A 17,940-nucleotide genomic window follows, 5' to 3' on the forward strand; every position below is an offset into this window, starting at 1 on the left:
CGCCGGGTGGCTCAGCCGTGCTGGTAGGCCACCAGCGAGATGCCGACGTAGTGCACGGCGAAGGCCGCCAGGGTCAGCGAGTGGAAGACCTCGTGGAAGCCGAACCAGCGCGGTGACGGGTTGGGCCGCTTGATCCCGTAGATCACGCCGCCCGCGCTGTAGAGCAGCCCGCCGACGACGACGAGGACCAGCACCGCGATGCCGCCGGTGCGCAGGAAGTCGGGCAGGAAGAAGACCGCAGCCCACCCCATCGCGATGTAGCAGGGGGTGTAGAGCCAGCGCGGGGCACCGACCCAGAACACCCGGAAGGCGATCCCCGCCGCCGCCGCAGCCCATACCGCCCAGAGGAGCGGCCGCCCGGTGGACTCCGGGAGGAGGAGCAGGGTCAGCGGGGTGTAGGTGCCCGCGATGATCAGAAAGATGTTGGCGTGGTCGAGGCGCCGGAGCACGGCCTCGCCGCGCGGGCCCCAGTTGCCGCGGTGGTAGACGGCGCTCACGCCGAACAGCAGGCACGCGCTCACGATGTACACCGCGCAGGCGATCCGGCCGCGGGTGCTGTCGGTCAGGGCGATCAGGGTGACCCCGGCGATCAGCACCGCGGGGAACATTCCGGCGTGCAGCCAGCCGCGCATCCGTGGTTTCACCGGTACGGGGTCGAGGGCGACGGGTTCGGGCGCAGCGGCAGCGGCGGCAGAAGTCATGTCCGCATGCTACCTACGCCACCGTAGGTAACGGATATGAGTGGTGATGCTCACGTGGGCGGCCCCCTGGACATATGGGCGAAACGGTCGGATGATCAAATGAGTGCAGTCGGCACCGGATGAGCGCCAGGGGAAATCGAAAGGTTCGAAGCATCCGGGTCGCGGCCCCCACGGGGCAACTGACAACAGACACCCTCAACTAGGAGCGATCGTGGCGCGCGACATCGCGGCTCCCCCCACTGCCCCCACCAACCACCAGGAGCTGGTCTCCTGGGTCGACGAGATCGCAGCCATCACCCAGCCGGACCGGGTGGTCTGGTGCGACGGCTCCGAGGCCGAGTACGAGCGCCTGTGCGGGGAGCTCGTGGTCAAGGGCACGTTCACCAAGCTCGACGGGGCCAAGCGCCCGAACTCGTACTACGCCGCGTCCGACCCGAGCGATGTCGCCCGCGTCGAGGACCGCACCTTCATCTGCTCCGCGGAGGAGAAGGACGCGGGCCCGACCAACCACTGGAAGGCGCCCGCCGAGATGCGGGAGATCTTCACCGGTGATCAGGGTGTCTTCCGCGGCTCCATGCGAGGCCGCACCATGTACGTCGTGCCCTTCTGCATGGGCCCCGTCGGCTCGCCGCTCTCCGCGATCGGGGTCGAGCTCACCGACTCCGCGTACGTCGCCGTCTCCATGCGCACCATGACCCGCATGGGACAGGCCGTCCTGGACGAGCTCGGCGCCGACGGCTTCTTCGTCAAGGCCGTCCACACGCTGGGCGCACCCCTGGAGGAGGGCCAGGAGGACGTTCCGTGGCCGTGCAACTCCACCAAGTACATCTCGCACTTCCCCGAGGACCGGGAGATCTGGTCCTACGGCTCCGGCTACGGCGGCAACGCCCTGCTCGGCAAGAAGTGCTACGCGCTGCGCATCGCGTCCGTGATGGCCCGCGACGAGGGCTGGCTCGCCGAGCACATGCTGATCCTGAAGCTCACGCCGCCGCCCGGGGAGTCGGTGGACCCCACGTACATCGCGGCCGCGTTCCCGTCGGCCTGCGGCAAGACCAACCTCGCCATGCTGGAGCCGACGATCCCCGGCTGGACCGTCGAGACCATCGGCGACGACATCGCCTGGATGCGGTTCGGTGAGGACGGCCGCCTCTACGCGATCAACCCCGAGGCCGGTTTCTTCGGCGTCGCGCCCGGCACCGGCGAGCACACCAACGCCAACGCCATGAAGACCATGTGGGGCAACTCCGTCTTCACCAACGTCGCGCTCACCGACGACGGCGACGTCTGGTGGGAGGGCATGACCGAGGAGGCGCCCGCGCACCTCACGGACTGGAAGGGCAACGACTGGACCCCCGAGTCCGGCACGCCCGCCGCCCACCCCAACGCCCGGTTCACCGTCCCCGCCGGCCAGTGCCCGATCATCGCGCCGGAGTGGGAGGACCCCAAGGGCGTGCCGATCTCGGCCATCCTCTTCGGCGGCCGGCGCGCCTCGGCCGTACCGCTGGTCACCGAGTCCTTCGACTGGCAGCACGGTGTCTTCCTCGGCGCCAACGTCGCCTCCGAGAAGACCGCCGCCGCCGAGGGCAAGGTCGGCGAGCTGCGCCGCGACCCCTTCGCCATGCTGCCGTTCTGCGGCTACAACATGGGCGACTACATGAACCACTGGGTGAAGGTCGGCGCGGACAAGGCCGACCAGTCGAAGCTCCCGAAGATCTACTACGTGAACTGGTTCCGCAAGAACGAGGCGGGCAAGTTCGTCTGGCCCGGCTTCGGCGAGAACAGCCGTGTCCTCAAGTGGATCGTCGAGCGCCTGGAGGGCCGGGCCGAGGGCGTCGAGTCCCCGATCGGCATCCTGCCGGCCAAGGGCTCGCTCGACACCGAGGGCCTGGACCTCTCCGAGTCCGACCTGGACTTCCTGCTCACCGTGGACAGGGAAGTCTGGCGCGAGGAGGCCGCCCTGGTCCCCGAGCACCTCAAGACCTTCGGCGACCACACGCCCAAGGAGCTGTGGGACGAGTACCACGCGCTGGTCGAACGCCTCGGCTGACCCGCACCGGGACGCGGCCGGACACGGCCCGGGGGCGGCGCCCGTCGCGACGCCGCCCACCGGGTGCCCACCGGGTGCCCGGGTGCGCCCGCGATGTGCCCCGCGGCCGGGTCTTCCGACATCCGCCCTGACCTGTGGGGTCAACAGCCCGCCGCGGTAAGGCCCCTGGAGCCCCCTCATGGCTCCAGGGGCCGCCCCATTTATAGAGAACGTCCATGCATCGCCAGATGCTTGCGCACGGAATCTTCACTCCTGTTGACTCATTCTTCACAAGGTGGTCCGCTCGTCACGCGGGCCGCCAACGAGTCCGTGGGGGGACCTCAGTTGAAGAATTCCCGGCACCGCATCCGTACGGCGGCGACCCTGACCGCACTCACACTCGGCACGGCGGGCCTGACCGCGCTGGGCGCTCCCGCCGCGATGGCGGCCGGGGAGCGGGTGGCCAAACTCCCGGTCTCCTCGTACTCGGCGATGGCCGTCGACTCCGCCCGCGAGCGGGTCTACATCAGCGACGACACCCGGTCCCGCAACGCGGGCCAGGTCCTCGTGTACAACTTCGCGGGGGAGAAGGTCGGTTCGCTGACCACCGACACCTCGCCCTCGGGAATGGCGCTCAGTACGGACGGCTCCACGCTCTATGTGTCGCAGTCGACCGGAATCCTCTCCTTCGACACCCTGACACAGACCCGCACCGGCCAGGCGTACGCCAACTACTACGTGGACTGCCCGCGTGACGTGGCCTTCGCCGGCGGCAAGCAGTGGTACACCGAGGTCGCGGCCACCAGCGACTGCGACACCCGCAGCAGCCGGCTGTACATGGCCGAGGGCAGCGGGGTCGTCAACACCGGCTGGAACGATCTGGGACGGCTGCGCCTGTGGAGCGGCCCCGAGGCGCCCGGCCGTCTCCTCATGGGGCAGCCGCGCACCGCGGGCGTGACCGACCCGTTCCTCACCGCCTTCGACGCGACCGGCAGCACGCTCGTCCGCGGCCCGGAGCGCCGGTTCGCGGACGCCGCGGGCAAGGGCGCGCTGGACCTCAAGGACGTCGCGCAGTCCGCCGACGGGCAGCGCGTCGCCGTCGCCGACGCCGCCGCGGGCACCCGGCTCCTGGACGCCGCCGACCTGTCCGACGCGCCGGTCGCGTACCAGCCGCTGCCCGAGGGGGCCACGGCGTCGGCCGTCTCCTTCAGCGGCGACGGGAAGTACATCGCCCGGGGCGCCGCCGCCACCGGGGGCACCGCCGACCTGCTGGTGCAGCCGGCCGACCCGGCGGACCGTACGGCGCCGCTGGAGTTCGCCTTCGACGGGGCGCTGGAGGGGAACCGGGTCGCCCCGCGCGGCCTCGGCTGGTCGCGGGACGGCGCACGCCTCTTCGCCGTCACCACCAACGGCTCCGGCAACGAGTACTGGCTGCACATCATCCAGCCCCCGGCCGCGCAGCACGACTCCCGCTTCACCGGGACGCTCAGCACCACCCCGGGACAGGCCGTCGTCGGTGAACCCCTCGGTATCCGGGGGCGGCTGGAGCTCGACGGGCCCGCGCCCGCCGAGCCGGTGAAGGTCTCGGCGGTGCGCCACGACGCGAACGGCGACCGCAGGCTCGCCGCCGTCGAGGTCGACGCGGACGGCTCGTTCACGGTCCTGGACGTGCCCGCGCTCGTCGGCGACGCCACGTACACGGTCTCGTACACCGGGGACCTGACACATCGTCCGGCCCAGGACGTGACGCTCGCCGTCGCCGTCGCCAAGGCGCCGACCGCGCTCGCGCTGACCGCTCCGGCGGAGGGCGTGAAGGGCGAGGGGCTGGAGATCACCGGCCGTCTGACCGGTCAGGGCCGCGCCCTTCCGGCCGGGATCACCCTGACCGTGGAGCGTGCGGACAAGAAGGGGACCGGCGTTCTCACCTCGGCGGCGGTCGCGGCGGACGGTACGTTCCGGATCAATGACCTGCCCAGGGCTACCGGCCAGGTGACGTACACGGTCGGCTACGCGGGCGACGAGCTGCACAGCGGCTCGACGGCCTCGGCGACCGTACGGGTGCGCAGGGCCGGCTGACCGGCGGCCCACCCGGTGGGTGGCACCCGGTCCACGCGCCTCGACGGCCCGTGGACCGGGGCCGTCAGTGGGCGCCGACCAGATGTGCGGCGGTGGTGGTGGCCTCGGGTGCCGGGGCGGCCAGCGCCGCCGTGTGGGCGTCCATCCGCTCCGCGGAGAGGATCGCCGCCGCCGTGTCGGCGCGTGAGGCGGACACCACCAGCGCGCGGCCCGCGAGGGCGTGTGCGCGGCGGTGGAGTGCGGCCGGGGGCGCGTCCGTCAGACCGGCGTGCCGGGCGGGCGGTGCGCCGCGCAGCCGGGCCACCTGCTCGGCGATGCGGTCGCCCGCCGCGCCGAGCCCCAGCTCGTCGGTGACCGCGAGCAGCGCGGCCAGATGCCCGGCGAGCTGGATGTCCAGCTCCTCCTCGCGCGAACGGTGCGGGAAGTCGGCGTCGTCGGCCGGTGTGTGGACCGATTTGCTGCGGATCGGCTCGTACATGGATGGCCTCCTGCGTGATGCGTGGGATCCATCCTAGCTTGGATTTAGTCTAAAATTATGCGCGATCCGAGAGTGGTCGCGTTACGGCTGTCCGTAACCGTCCAGGAAGCTGCCGATCCGCGTGACGGCATCGGTCAGATCCTCGACCGAGGGCAGGGTCACCACCCGGAAGTGATCGGGCTCCGGCCAGTTGAACCCCGTCCCGTGCACCACCATGATCTTCTCGGCCCGCAGCAGGTCGAGAACCATCTGCCGGTCGTCCTTGATCTTGTAGACCTTGGGGTCGAGCCGGGGGAAGAGATACAGCGCCCCCTTCGGCTTCACGCAGGTCACCCCGGGGATCGACGTCAGCAGGTCGTACGCCACGTCGCGCTGTTCCAGGATGCGCCCGCCGGGCAGCACCAGATCGTTGATCGACTGCCGTCCGCCGAGCGCGGTGGCCACCGCGTGCTGCGAGGGCATATTGGCGCACAGCCGCATGTTGGCGAGGATCGTCAGCCCCTCGATGTACGAGGCGGCGTGGGCCTTCGGGCCGCAGACGGCCAGCCAGCCGGAGCGGTAGCCGGCCACCCGGTAGTTCTTGGAGAGACCGTTGAAGGTCAGCACCATCAGATCGGGGGCGATCGAGGCGGTCGGGGTGTGGGTCGCGCCGTCGTACAGGATGCGGTCGTAGATCTCGTCGGAGCAGACGACCAGTTGGTGCCGCCGGGCGATCTCCGTCAGCCCGCGCAGCATCTCGTCGTCGTACACCGCGCCGGTCGGGTTGTTCGGGTTGATGATCACCAGGGCCTTGGTGCGGTCGGTGATCCTCCGCTCGATGTCGGCGAGGTCGGGCATCCAGTCGGACTGCTCGTCGCAGCGGTAGTGCACGGCGGTCCCGCCCGCCAGCGAGACCGAGGCGGTCCACAGCGGATAGTCCGGAGCCGGTACGAGCACCTCGTCACCGTCGTCGAGCAGCGCCTGCATCGACATCTGGATCAGCTCGGAGACGCCGTTGCCGAGGTAGATGTCCTCGACGTCGAGGTCGATGCCCTTGGTCTGGTAGTGCTGCACCACCGCGCGGCGCGCGGACAGCAGGCCCTTCGCGTCGCCGTAGCCGTGCGCCCCGGAGAGGTTGCGCAGTATGTCTTCGAGGATCTCGGGCGGGCATTCGAACCCGAACGCGGCAGGGTTGCCGGTGTTGAGCTTGAGGATGCGCTGACCGGCCGCTTCCAGCCGCATCGCCTCCTCCAGCACGGGGCCCCGGATTTCGTAACAGACGTTGGCGAGCTTCGTGGACTGGATGACCTGCATGTCCGCGAGCTTACGACCGTGTTTCGCGGGGTGCGCGGAGATTGCCCGTCCGTCGCGCCTCCCGGCCGGGAGACCGGCACGCCCCGGCTTCCAACGGAATGTGTCCCCCCGTCCCGCGCCGTGGGAACCCTGGCGGGGACGCCGCCGCGGCTTGGAATGCGGGCGCGGGGAGGGAGGGCGGGTGAGATGGGCCACGTGGAGGGAGGCAGGGCGACTCCGAGGTGACTCCGGTCCCGTGGCCGGCCCCCCGCGCGCCCGGTCCCTTGGCGGCCCCTCGCCCCGGCCCGGTCCCGTGGCCGGCTGCCGCGCCCGGCCCCTTGGGTCGCCCCCGGCCCGGCCTGCTTCGGCCCCCCGGATCGCCGGCCCGGCCTCCCGCCTCACTCCGGCAGGCGGGTGCCCTCCGGGAGGCGGATGCCGAAGTCGTCCCGCAGGACCTGGAGCACCTCGGCCGAGTCCGCCAGCACGCGCTCCCGCACCGTGCCGTCGTCGGCCGTCTCGATCAGATCGCGCCCCGACAGGGCCAGATGGGAACCCGGCCGGGTGCGCTGGGCGTACACGGCCCGCTGGAACGGCGAGCGCGGGCTGGTCGCGATGTGCCAGTTGATCACTTCGAAGTCCGGGGCCTCGAACGGCTCCAGCGTGAAGACGTACTGCGGCTCCCAGGCGCCGCCCTTCTCCGTCCGCAGTTCCCACAGGTCGAGCGGCCCGTGGTGCGGGGTGTGGACGAGACCGTGGTGGCGCGGGGTGTCGAACAGCTCCGCGCCCGCCACCATCGGGATCGGCTCCAGCAGCGCGCTGACCGCGCCGAAGCCGACATCGGCCAGGTAGGGGGTGTCCCCGCCCGGTACATCCACCCGCATCAGCATGTGCGTACGGGGCCGGATGTCTCCGGGGGCGGCCCCCAGCACCACCCGGGCGGCGAGCGGTGTCACGGTGAATCCGAGCTGCCTCAGAACGGCGGAGAAGAGCGTGTTGTGCTCGTAGCAGTATCCGCCGCGGTCACCGAGGACGAGCTTGGCCTCCAGATCGGCGAGTGCCAGGGAGGGCGCGGACCCGAGGACCGGTTCCAGGTTCTCGAACGGGATGCCCAGCATGTGGGCGCGGTGCACGGAGCGCAGCACCTCCGCGGTGGGGCCCGGCTCACCGCTCCAGCCGATGCGGGCGAAGTACGCGTCGAGGTCGAGTGTCATACGCCGACCGTACGCAGCCGGGGGCGGCACCGGGTCATCATGACCGTCACCCGTCACCCGTCACCCGTCACCCGTCACCCGTCACCCGTCACCCGTCGCCCGGCAGGGCGCTTGTGATCGGCGGCACGTGGAAGGCGCTGATCCCGTGGGCGCTCAAGGAGCGGACGTGCCGTCTCGCTGAAGGGGGCGCCGGGTCCGCCAGGTGCACGGGGCCGGGCCCGCGTCCGCCGGGGCGGCGTCGAGTCCGGGCCGCGGCCGACGGCCGCGCGCGGTGTCCCCGTGCTGAACACGGCGACCGGTGCGCCCCCGACCGGCCAATGGGTGGCTTGAATTCGCCCCTTGTGGCGTCCCCGCATGTGCGCCAGCATGCGCATGTCAAATGTCGGAAGATCTCCGGCTACTGACACCACTGGAGGGGACCCCCCACATGAAGAAGCCTCTCGTCGGTGCGTTCCTCGCTGTCCTGCTCCTGGGAGCGGGGGTCGCGCCCGCCACCGCCGCGTCCCCGGCCCCGTCCGGGGCCGGGACCGGAGCGAAGGCCGCGGGCGACGCCCATGCCACGGCCAAGGCCAAGGCGGTCAACTTCGCCGGGACCGTCGCGCTGAGCAACTGTTCCGGCTCCGTCGTCCGCGCGCCCGGTTCGCAGTCCACCGACCCCGCCCTCGTGCTCTCCAACGGGCACTGCATGGAGTCCGGCTTCCCGGGCCCCGGCGAGGTCGTGCTCAACCAGCCGTCCAGCCGTTCGTTCACGCTGCTCAACGCCGCGGGCAGCGGAGTCGGCACCCTGCGGGCCAGCAAGATCGCCTACGGCACGATGACCGACACGGACGTCTCGCTGTACCAGCTCACCAGCACCTACGCCCAGATCGAGAGCAGCTACGGCATCAAGGCGCTGGAGCTCGAAACCGCCCACCCGGCGGCCGGATCCGCCATCACCGTCGTCTCCGGCTACTGGAAGCGCACGTACAGCTGCAACGTCGACGGCTTCGCCTACCGCCTCAAGGAGGGTGCGTGGACCTGGAAGGACTCGGTCCGCTACACCTCCGCCTGCAGGACCATCGGCGGTACGTCGGGCTCCCCGGTGGTCGACAACGCCACGGGCAAGGTGGTCGCCGTCAACAACACCGGCAATGAGGACGGACAGGAGTGCACGGACAACAACCCGTGCGAGGTTGACGAGAGCGGCAATGTGACCGTCCGTGAGGGCATCAACTACGCCCAGCAGACGTACAACATGGTCCCCTGCATCGGCACCGGCAACAAGATCGACCTGAACCGGGCCGGCTGCGCCCTGCCCAAGCCGTAGTTTCCGTACGCGTCGCAGGGTCACCACGCGGGCGCCGCGCGGGCCGGGAACTCAGGCCCGCACGGCGCCCGTGCCGTGTTCCCCGGGCTCCGGGTGCCGCCCCCGGTGCGCGGTGACCGACGCGCCGATGCCGTCCAGCAGCACCCCGAGCCCCACCCGGAACGTCTCGCGCGCCTCCCGCTCCGGGTACGGCACCGGGCCGTCGGCCATGTGCGGTTCCGGCGTCCCCTCGCGCTCCAGCCGGCTCACGGCGGGGAAGCGGTCCGCGAAGTCCGGGACCATCTCGCCGAGCACCGCCGCGCGGGCGGCCCACCACTCCTCGTCCGGGCTGCCGGTCGCCGCCGCGGCCTGCCGGGAGTCGGCGACCGTCCCCGCCGCCCCGCGCACGAAGTGGAACAGGGTCCCCACCAGCCGGCGCAGGAGCCGCGCGTCGAGTCCGGTCCCGCGGAGCAGCCGGACGAGCGTGTCCAGGCCCGCGTACTCGTGCGGGCCGAGCACCGGGCGGGCCTGGGAGACCTGGAGCACCCAGGGGTGGCGGACGTAGAACTCCAGCAGGTCCTGCGCCCAGGCGGTGAGCGAGGTGCGCCAGGGGGCCTGTTCCGGGTAGTGCGAGGGGAGTTCGGCGTGCACCGCGTCGTACATCAGGTCCAGCAGCTCGCTCTTGCCGGGGACGTAGGTGTAGAGCGCCATCGCCGTCCGGCCCAGCCGCTCGCCCACCGCGCGCATCGAGAGGGCGGCCATGCCCTCCTCGTCGGCGACCGCGACGGCGGCGGAGACGATCGCGTCCACGCTCAGCCGGGGTTTGGGGCCCGGTCCGCCGTGCGGCCGGGCCTGGGCGTCCCCGCGCCAGAGCAGGGAGAGGGAGCGGCGGGCGTCACCCTGTCCGGCAAAGACCACCACTTGCGACTCCTTACGCCGTAAAGTAACTTCGTCCGGGTAATTCTTTACCCCGTAAGGTATCAGTGGGAGAGGGGCTCGCCCGATGAGTCAGGCGCTGCCGGTCACATACGTAACGGTCATGGACGTCCGGCGGATCACCCCCCGGACGGCGCGCGTCACCTTCACCGGGGACGGCCTGCCGGACATCATGGCCGAGCGCCCCGACCAGCAGATGAAGCTCTGCCTGCCGCGTGCGGGGCAGCGGGTCCCCGTCCTGCCGAGCCAGGACGGGGACGACACCTACGGGATGCGGTGGTACGAGGCGTATCTGGCGATCCCCGAGGACGAACGCCCCTGGATGCGCGGCTTCACCGTCCGCTCCTACGACCGCGCACGCAACGCGATGGCGGTCGACTTCGTGCTCCACGGCGACGACGGACCGGCCGCCCGGTGGGGTTCGGCCGCCCGCCCCGGGGACGTGCTCGGCATGGTCGGGCCCTCGGCGGCGTACGCCCGCCCGCTGCCCGCCTCGGACTGGCTGCTGCTCGCCGGTGACGAGACGGCGCTCCCGGCGATGGCCACCCTGCTCGAAGCCCTGCCGGACGGGACACGGGCGCTGGCGTACGTCGAGGTCGCGGACGCGGCCGAGGAGCAGGACCTCGCGCCCGCCGCCGGGTCGGAGGTGCGCTGGGTGCACCGGGACCGGGGCGGTTCGCTGCTCCGGGCGGTCCGCGCGGCGCGGCTTCCCGGTGACGGGGCGGGCGCGGCCTGGCTCGCGGGGGAGGCCGGGGCGGTCCGGGAGCTGCGGCGCCATCTGGTCGAGGAGCGGCAGCTTCCCAAGGAGGCGGTCGAGTTCAGCGGCTACTGGCGGCGCAGGCTCACCCAGGACGACGCCCCGACCGAGGAGGACCTGGCCTGGGCGCGGGAGCGGGCCGGCGGCTCGGGCGCCTGAGCCGCCGTGCCCGTCCCTCAGCGCCCGTCCCTCAGGGCCGTGCGCCGTCCGTGCTCCGCACCGAGCGCCCCGCCAGCACCGAGGTCCGCCGGCCGTCCTCGATGACGAAGCGGCCGTCGATCAGGACGTGCGGGATGCCCACCGGCAACGTACGGGGCTTCTCGAACGTCGACCCCGCCGCCACCGTCCCCGGGTCGAACAGCACCAGGTCGGCGCGGTAGCCCTCGTGGATGAGGCCCCGGTCCGCCAGCCGCAGCCGGGCGGCCGGACGGGACGTCAGATGGGCGACGCACTCCTCCAGCGACAGGATGCCCAGCTCCCGCACGTACCGGCCGAGGTACTGCGGGAACGTGCCGTAGGCGCGCGGATGCGGCTTGTCGCCCTGGAGGATGCCGTCGCTGCCGCCGGTGTGCACCCGGTGGCGCATGATCTGCCGGACGTTCTCCTCGTGGCCGACGTGCTGGAGGATCGTCGTGCCGAGCCGGTCCTCCACCAGCAGCCGGTGGGCGGTGGCCCAGGGGGTCTCGCCGCGCAGCCGGGCGGACTCGGCCACCGTACGGCCGACATGGCCGGCCAGCTCCGGCACGCCGACGCCGGAGATCTCGATGGTGTCCCACTCGATCGGCACCCCGTGGCAGCCGTCCGAGCCCAGTACCTCCAGGTGGTGACGTATCCTCTCCGCCGTCGCCGGGTCCGCGAGCCGGGTCAGGACGGACTCCGGGCCGCCCTCGCCCGCCCAGCTCGGCAGCATCGCGACGAGCGTCGTGCAGCCGGGGGTGTACGGGTAGGTGTCGAGGGAGATGTCGGCGCCCGCGTCCAGGGCCTCGTCGAGCAGGGCCAGCAGCTCGGGCGCCCTGCCCCTGTTCACGCCGAAGTTCATGGTGGCGTGGGCGAGATGGAGGGAGCAGCCCGCGGTACGGGTGAGCCGCACCATCTCCTCGTACGCCTCCAGCGCGCCCGCGCCGTAACTGCGGTGGTGCGGGCAGTAGTAGCCGCCGTGGCGGGCCACCACCCGGCACAGCTCGGTGAGTTCGGCGTCGTCCGCGTACATCCCGGGGGTGTACGTCAGCCCCGAGGACATGCCGACCGCGCCCTCGGCCATGCCCTGGGCGACGAGTTCCTTCATCCGGTCCAGCTCGGCGTCGGTGGCGGGGCGGTCGTCCCAGCCGACCGCGTACATCCGGACCGTGCCCTGCGGGACGAGATAGGCGGCGTTGACCGCGATGCCCCGGCCGCCGAAGTTCGCGTCGAGCCGGTCCAGATAGCCGCCGACCGTGCGCCAGTCGAAGTCGATGTCCGTGTCCTCGGGGGCACCGCCGTTCCATCCGCTGATGGAACGGCGCACCTCCGCCAGCGTGCGGTCGTCGGCCGGGGCGTACGACAGACCGTCCTGGCCGAGGACTTCGAGGGTGACGCCCTGCGCCGCCTTCGCGCTGTGGTCCGGGTCCCGCAGCAGCGCCAGATCGCTGTGGGCGTGCATGTCGATGAAGCCGGGGGAGAGGGCGAGGCCGCCGGCGTCCAGGACGCGGGTGGCGGTGGGCCGGGGGCCGGGGGTGCCCTCGGCGTGGATCTCGGCGATCCGTCCGCCGTCGACGGCGACATCGGCGCGGCGGGCGGGGGCGGCGGTGCCGTCGACGACCAGCGCGTCGCGGATGACCAGGTCCATGGGGGTGTCGCCTCTGCTCAGAAGAAGGTGCGGATGTAGTCCGTGACCGTGCCGTCCGCCGTGACCAGCGGAATCAGCTGCCACTTGTCGAAGCTGGTGCACGGGTGCGACAGGCCCATGCCGACCCAGTCGCCCACCTCCAGCTCCGCGCCCGGCTCCGTGCGCACCCAGGTGTGCTGGTCGGAGAGGCCGGTGACCGTGAGTCCCGTCGCGGGCCGCACCGAGCCGTCCCGGCCGGAGCGGACGACCTGCGCCTCGGGGAGGTCGAGGTCGTACGCCGCGTCGCGCTTGCCCGCGTTGAGGAAGGCCTGCTCGCCGGTCGGGCGGGACACCACCTGGGCCCAGAGCCGGAAGGCGGGCTGGAGCGTGCCCTCCTCGGGGACCCGGTTGAAGGGGGTGAGGCGCTTGTAGTGGCCGTCGTCGTGCGAGACATAGGCGCCCGAGCGCAGCAGCTTCAGTACGGGCAGGCTCAGCGCGGGGATCCCGGCGAACACCTCCGCCACCGTGTCGAACCAGGCACTGCCGCCCGCGCTGATCACGATCTCCTCGCAGCCGGCGAAGCGCCCCTCCGCCTCGAAGCCGGCCGCCAGCGCCACGAGGCGCCGCAGCCACTCCTGTACGCGCTCCGGGGTCGCGCCCGGGACCTCGCCCTCGTACCCGGCGACGCCCACCAGGCGCAGGGTCCCGGCGGCGGCCACCGCGTCCGCGACCGCCGCGCAGTCCGCGTCGCTCCGGGCGCCGGTGCGCGCGCCCTCGCCCGCGCCCAGCTCCACGACGACATCGACCGGACGGCCGGCCCCCGCCTCGCGCAGGGCCTCGTCCATCAGCTCGACGCCGCGCACCGAGTCCACGTAGCAGATGAAGCGGAACTCCGGGTCGGCCGCCAGCTCACCGGCCAGCCAGCGCAGCGCCACCGCGTCGACGACCTCGTTGGCCAGGAAGATCCGTTGGATGCCGTACGCCCGGTAGACCCGCGCCTGGTGCGGGACGGCAGCCGTGATGCCCCAGGCGCCGCGCTCCAGCTGGTCGGCGAAGAGCCGCGGCGACATCGACGTCTTGCCGTGCGGGGCGAACAGAAGGCCGTGGCGCTCGGCGTACGTCTCCAGCAGCGCGAGGTTGTGCTCGACCGACTCGGCGGACAGCGCGAGCACCGGGGTGGTGAAACCGCCCGTGAAGAGGTTGCGGCGCTCGGCGGCCAGGGCGCCGACACTCAGTCCGTCGGCGTCGGGCGGCAGCGACTTGAACCGGTGGTCGACACGCTCCTCGGCGAGGCCGGACACGGTGTGGAGGGCGGGGCGGTCGGCTGCCAAGGCAAACTCCTCGAAGTGTTCGTTGCACCATATGCAACACCCATTGCGCATATCGCTCGATGCTGTCTAACATCCGAGCCGATGCCGGGTCAATGGTGAGAGCCGGTGCCGCACGCCCGATCATCGAGGAGCCCCAGAGTGCCCGGACCCGCAGCAGGGACGACCAGCGCCGCCGCGACGACCGACGTGGTGTGTCTCGGTGAGTCCATGGTGACGTTCCGGCCCTCACGGCCCGGCCGCCTCGCCGACGTCCCCTCCTTCGGCCGCGGCATCGGCGGAGCCGAGTCCAACGTCGCCTGCGCGCTCGCCGCCGCCGGGCACCGGGTGGCGTGGGTCAGCCGGGTCGGGGCCGACGGCTTCGGCGACCACCTCGTCGACGCCATCGCCGCGTACGGGGTCGACACCTCCGCCGTCCGCCGCGACCCGGACCGCCCCACCGGCGTCTACTTCCGCACCGCCACGGACCGGGCCACCGACACCCACGAGGTGGCGTACTACCGGGCAGGCTCCGCCGCCTCCGCGATGTCCCCCCACAACGTCCCCCACGAGACGCTGTCCGCCGGCCGCTTCCTGCACCTGTCCGGCATCACGGCCGCGCTCTCCGCGGACTGTCTGGCCCTGCTCCACGAACTGACCGCACCCCGGTCCGGCCGCCCGCTGATCTCCTTCGACGTGAACCACCGGCCCGGCCTGTGGCGCGGCAGCGAGGCGGGACCCGACGTCCTGCTCGACCTCGCCCGCCGCGCCGACCTGGTCTTCGTCGGGGAGGACGAGGCGGACGAGGCCTGGGGGCTCAAGGGCGCGGACGCGATCCGCGCGGCCCTGCCCGAGCCCGCGCTGCTCGTCGTCAAGCGCGGCGCCGAGGGGGCCACGGTCTACTCCTCACCCCGGCCGGGCGCCCACCTCGGCCCCCGCCCCGGACCCTGCGCCGACACCGCCGCCGCGGCGGCGACCGACACCGTCACCGACGTGCCGGCGCTCCATGTCGACGTCGTCGCCCCGGTCGGAGCGGGCGACGCCTTCGCCGCCGGTTTCCTCTCCGCCACCCTGCGCGGCCTGTCCGTCCGCGACCGCGTCCGGCACGGCCATCTGATGGCCGCCGCCGTCCTCACCGTCCCCGGCGACCTCACCGACCCGCCGCCGCGCGAGCGCGCCGACCGCCTCGCCGCCCTCGACGACGACGCCTGGGGGAGACTTCGTCTCGGCCCCGGGTGGACGGGGGACGACCAGGAGGTACGTACGACATGAGCCAGACCGTCGACCGGGCGCTGAGCATCCTGCCGCTGCTCGCCCAGGGGCCCGCCGACCTCGGCCAGGTCGCCGAGCGGCTCGGCGTCCACAAGTCCACGGCGCTGCGCCTGCTCCGTACGCTCCACGAGCACGGACTCGTCTACCGCCAGCAGGACCAGCGCTACCGCCTCGGCGCCCGTCTCTTCGCGCTCGCCCAGGAAGCCGTCGAGAACCTCGACGTACGCGAGATCGCCCACCCCCACCTCGTCGAACTCAACGACCGGTGCGGACACACCGTCCACCTCGCCGTGTACGAGGAGAACGAGGTCCTCTACATCGACAAGGTCGAGAGCCGCTACCCGGTCCGGATGTACTCACGGATCGGCAAACCCGTCGCGATCACCGTCGCCGCGGTCGCCAAACTGCTGCTCGCCGACCTGACCGAGGCCGAGCGGCGGGCGGTCGCCGAGACGCTCGACTACCCCATGTACACGTCCCGTTCCGTCCCCAGCGCCGGCGCGTTCCTCAAGGAGCTCGCCGTCGTACGCGAACAGGGCTGGGCCACCGACCTCGGCGGCCACGAGGAGTCCATCAACTGCATCGGGGCCCCGATCCGCGGCGCGGACGGCCGGGTCGTCGCCGCGATGTCGGTCTCGGCCCCCAACGTGGTCGTCACCGCCGAGGAACTCCTCACCCTGCTCCCGCTGGTGCGCCGCACCGCCGACGCGATCAGCCGGGAGTACTCCGGCACCACCCCACTCAAGAAAGCCTGATCAGTCATGACCGAGAAGATCTCCCTCACGCCCAGCACCCACGCCGCCCCGCCCGCGAAGTTCTCGCACGGTGTGAAGAAGGGCAACATCCTCCAGGTCGCCGGCCAGGTCGGCTTCCTGCCCGCCGTGGCCGGTGAGCCCGCCACCGTCGTCGGCCCGACGCTGCGCGAGCAGACCCTTCAGACCTTCGCCAACGTCAAGGCGATCCTCGAAGAGGGCGGCGCCACCTGGGACGACGTGATGATGATGCGCGTCTACCTCACCGACGTCGCCCACTTCGCCGAGATGAACGAGATCTACAACGCGTACTTCGAGGAGCAGGGCCTCGCGGCCCCCGCCTCGGCCCGTACGACGGTCTACGTCGGCCTCCCCAAGGGCCTGCTCATCGAGATCGACGCGCTCGCGGTCCTCGGCTGACCGGCTCGCCCCACCCGCGGTACCGCTCCAGCGACCCGTCCGGCACGGCGCCCCGCACCACGGGGGCGCCGTGCCGCGCTCCCCCCTGCCCGGAACTGCCCCTCGCCCCCCACGGAGTCACCATGCCGCTCGCCGCCACCCCACCGCCGGCCGGGACGCCACCCCACACCGGTGGACTCCTCCTCCTGATCGACGGCACCGCCGGACTGCTGACCGTCGCCGCCCTCGGCATCGCCCTTCTCCTCTTCCTGATCATCAAGGTCAGGCTCCAGCCGTTCGTCGCGCTGCTCGCCGTCTCCATAGCCGTCGGCCTCGGCGCCGGTCTCTCCGTGACCGAACTCTTCGGAACCGTCCAGAAGTCCGCCGCGGTCTCCGTCATCGAATCGGGCATGGGCGGCATCCTCGGCCATGTCGCGATCATCATCGGACTCGGCACGATGCTCGGCGCGATCCTGGAGGTCTCCGGCGGCGCGGAGGTGCTGAGCACCCGTCTGCTGAACCTCTTCGGCGAGAAGCGGGCCCCGCTCGCCATGGGCCTCACCGGCCTCATCTTCGGCATCCCGGTCTTCTTCGACGTCGGCATCTTCGTCCTCGCCCCGATCGTGTACGCCGCCGCCAAGCGCTCCGGCAAATCGATCCTGCTGTACGCGATGCCGCTGCTCGCGGGCCTGTCGATGACCCACGCGTTCCTGCCGCCGCACCCCGGACCGGTGGCCGCCGCCGGACTCTTCCACGTGTCCCTGGGCTGGGTCATCCTGATGGGCGCCGTCGTCGGCATCCCCTCCGTGCTCGCCGCGTGGGGCTACTCCGCCTGGATCGGCAAGCGGATCTTCGTCGAGGTCCCGCAGGACATGGTCGAGGCCGCCGAGGAGGCCAGGGCCGCCGTCGTCGCCGAACAGCGGGCCGCCGGGGTCACTCCGCACGAGGCCCCCGTCGCCCTCGGCACGGTGCTCGCGATCATCGGGACCCCGCTGCTCCTGATCCTCGCCGCGACGTTCTCCTCCATCGCGCTGGACCCCTCCACACCCCGCTCGGTCATCGAGTTCTTCGGCAACCCGTTCGTGGCCCTGACGATCGCGCTGCTCCTCGCCTACTACCTGCTGGGCATCCGGCGCGGCTGGTCCCGCAAGTCCCTGGAATCGGTCTCCACGTCCTCGCTCAAGCCGGTCGGCAACATCCTGCTGGTGGTCGGCGCGGGCGGCATCTTCGGCGCCGTGCTCAAGGGCAGCGGCATCGCGGACGCCCTCGCCGACACCTTCAACGACGTCGGCCTGCCGGTCATCCTGCTCGCCTGGCTCATCTCCGTGGTGCTGCGCGTCGCCCAGGGCTCGGCCACGGTCGCCATCGTCACCACCGCGGGCATCGTCGTCCCGCTGGTCGAGGGCCAGGACATGTCCCAGGCGCACCTCGCGCTGATCATCATGGCGATCTCCGCCGGATCGATCTTCGCCTCGCACGTCAACGACGGCGGCTTCTGGATGGTCTCGAAGTACTTCGGCATCCCGGAGCGCGACACCCTGAAGTCCTGGACGGTCCTGGAGACGGTCCTGTCGGTGGCGGGGTTCGTGGTCGCGGCACTGCTCAGCCTGGTGATCTAGCTCTTCCCGTCCGGGTCCGGGTCCGGGCCGGAGCCGCGCCCGTGT

15 protein-coding genes are annotated in these 17,940 nt (G+C 72.0%); 8 read left to right on the forward strand and 7 right to left on the reverse strand.

From position 1 onward, the window contains the following. Positions 1 to 11: 11 nt before the first annotated feature. The gene (gene trhA / locus ABT170_RS17590) at positions 12 to 701 is read right to left on the reverse strand and encodes a PAQR family membrane homeostasis protein TrhA (RefSeq protein WP_329946358.1); all 690 of its coding nucleotides are present in this window, start codon (positions 699 to 701) and stop codon (positions 12 to 14) included. 211 nt (positions 702 to 912) lie between these two features. On the opposite strand from trhA, the gene ABT170_RS17595 reads away from it, so the two are divergent. Together ABT170_RS17595 and ABT170_RS17600 are read left to right on the forward strand one after the other, a co-directional pair. Next, positions 913 to 2,748 (forward strand): phosphoenolpyruvate carboxykinase (GTP), encoded by a 1,836-nt coding sequence (locus ABT170_RS17595; RefSeq protein ID WP_351868273.1) that lies wholly within the window; start codon positions 913 to 915, stop codon positions 2,746 to 2,748. 324 nt (positions 2,749 to 3,072) lie between these two features. Then, positions 3,073 to 4,803 (forward strand): Ig-like domain repeat protein, encoded by a 1,731-nt coding sequence (locus ABT170_RS17600; RefSeq protein ID WP_351868276.1) that lies wholly within the window; start codon positions 3,073 to 3,075, stop codon positions 4,801 to 4,803. A gap of 64 nt (positions 4,804 to 4,867) precedes the next feature. Here ABT170_RS17600 and ABT170_RS17605 read toward each other — a convergent pair whose 3' ends face one another. From ABT170_RS17605 to ABT170_RS17615, 3 genes are all read right to left on the reverse strand, one after another. Next, positions 4,868 to 5,281: an SCO4983 family protein gene (locus tag ABT170_RS17605; RefSeq protein WP_351868279.1), complete on the reverse strand. Its 414-nt coding sequence runs from the start codon at positions 5,279 to 5,281 to the stop codon at positions 4,868 to 4,870. Between the two features lie 81 nt (positions 5,282 to 5,362). Further along, on the reverse strand, positions 5,363 to 6,574 hold the full coding sequence (locus ABT170_RS17610; protein WP_329946354.1) for a pyridoxal phosphate-dependent aminotransferase: 1,212 nt from the start codon (positions 6,572 to 6,574) through the stop codon (positions 5,363 to 5,365). Positions 6,575 to 6,951: 377 nt separating this feature from the next. After that, on the reverse strand, positions 6,952 to 7,764 hold the full coding sequence (locus ABT170_RS17615) for an arylamine N-acetyltransferase family protein (RefSeq protein WP_329946353.1): 813 nt from the start codon (positions 7,762 to 7,764) through the stop codon (positions 6,952 to 6,954). A gap of 427 nt (positions 7,765 to 8,191) precedes the next feature. Here ABT170_RS17615 and ABT170_RS17620 point away from each other — a divergent pair, with 427 nt between their 5' ends. Beyond that, positions 8,192 to 9,070: a S1 family peptidase gene (locus ABT170_RS17620; protein WP_329946352.1), complete on the forward strand. Its 879-nt coding sequence runs from the start codon at positions 8,192 to 8,194 to the stop codon at positions 9,068 to 9,070. A 51-nt stretch (positions 9,071 to 9,121) separates the two neighbouring features. Here ABT170_RS17620 and ABT170_RS17625 read toward each other — a convergent pair whose 3' ends face one another. Then, entirely contained in the window at positions 9,122 to 9,970 is an 849-nt protein-coding gene (locus ABT170_RS17625; RefSeq protein ID WP_351868284.1) for a TetR/AcrR family transcriptional regulator C-terminal domain-containing protein, read from the reverse strand. 82 nt (positions 9,971 to 10,052) lie between these two features. Between ABT170_RS17625 and ABT170_RS17630 the strand changes: the two genes are divergently transcribed. After that, on the forward strand, positions 10,053 to 10,901 hold the full coding sequence (locus ABT170_RS17630; protein WP_351868287.1) for a siderophore-interacting protein: 849 nt from the start codon (positions 10,053 to 10,055) through the stop codon (positions 10,899 to 10,901). 31 nt (positions 10,902 to 10,932) lie between these two features. Here ABT170_RS17630 and ABT170_RS17635 read toward each other — a convergent pair whose 3' ends face one another. After that, the gene (locus tag ABT170_RS17635; RefSeq protein ID WP_351868290.1) at positions 10,933 to 12,567 is read right to left on the reverse strand and encodes an N-acyl-D-amino-acid deacylase family protein; all 1,635 of its coding nucleotides are present in this window, start codon (positions 12,565 to 12,567) and stop codon (positions 10,933 to 10,935) included. Between the two features lie 17 nt (positions 12,568 to 12,584). After that, entirely contained in the window at positions 12,585 to 13,877 is a 1,293-nt protein-coding gene (locus ABT170_RS17640) for an alanine racemase (RefSeq protein ID WP_351868293.1), read from the reverse strand. Positions 13,878 to 14,015: 138 nt separating this feature from the next. Between ABT170_RS17640 and ABT170_RS17645 the strand changes: the two genes are divergently transcribed. From ABT170_RS17645 to ABT170_RS17660, 4 genes are all read left to right on the forward strand, one after another. After that, positions 14,016 to 15,125: a sugar kinase gene (locus ABT170_RS17645; RefSeq protein ID WP_351868295.1), complete on the forward strand. Its 1,110-nt coding sequence runs from the start codon at positions 14,016 to 14,018 to the stop codon at positions 15,123 to 15,125. After that, on the forward strand, positions 15,122 to 15,880 hold the full coding sequence (locus tag ABT170_RS17650) for an IclR family transcriptional regulator (protein ID WP_329946346.1): 759 nt from the start codon (positions 15,122 to 15,124) through the stop codon (positions 15,878 to 15,880). Before ABT170_RS17645 ends, ABT170_RS17650 begins: the two co-directional genes overlap by 4 nt. A 6-nt stretch (positions 15,881 to 15,886) precedes the next feature. Next, entirely contained in the window at positions 15,887 to 16,297 is a 411-nt protein-coding gene (locus tag ABT170_RS17655) for a RidA family protein (RefSeq protein ID WP_329946345.1), read from the forward strand. 122 nt (positions 16,298 to 16,419) lie between these two features. Then, positions 16,420 to 17,895 carry a GntP family permease gene (locus ABT170_RS17660; RefSeq protein WP_329946344.1) on the forward strand — a complete coding sequence of 492 codons (1,476 nt, stop codon included), beginning with the start codon at positions 16,420 to 16,422 and terminating at the stop codon, positions 17,893 to 17,895. Positions 17,896 to 17,940 lie beyond the last annotated feature (45 nt).

It is taken from the genome of Streptomyces sp. NPDC001787, assembly GCF_040297465.1.
In the GTDB taxonomy this organism is placed as follows: Bacteria; Actinomycetota; Actinomycetes; order Streptomycetales; family Streptomycetaceae; genus Streptomyces.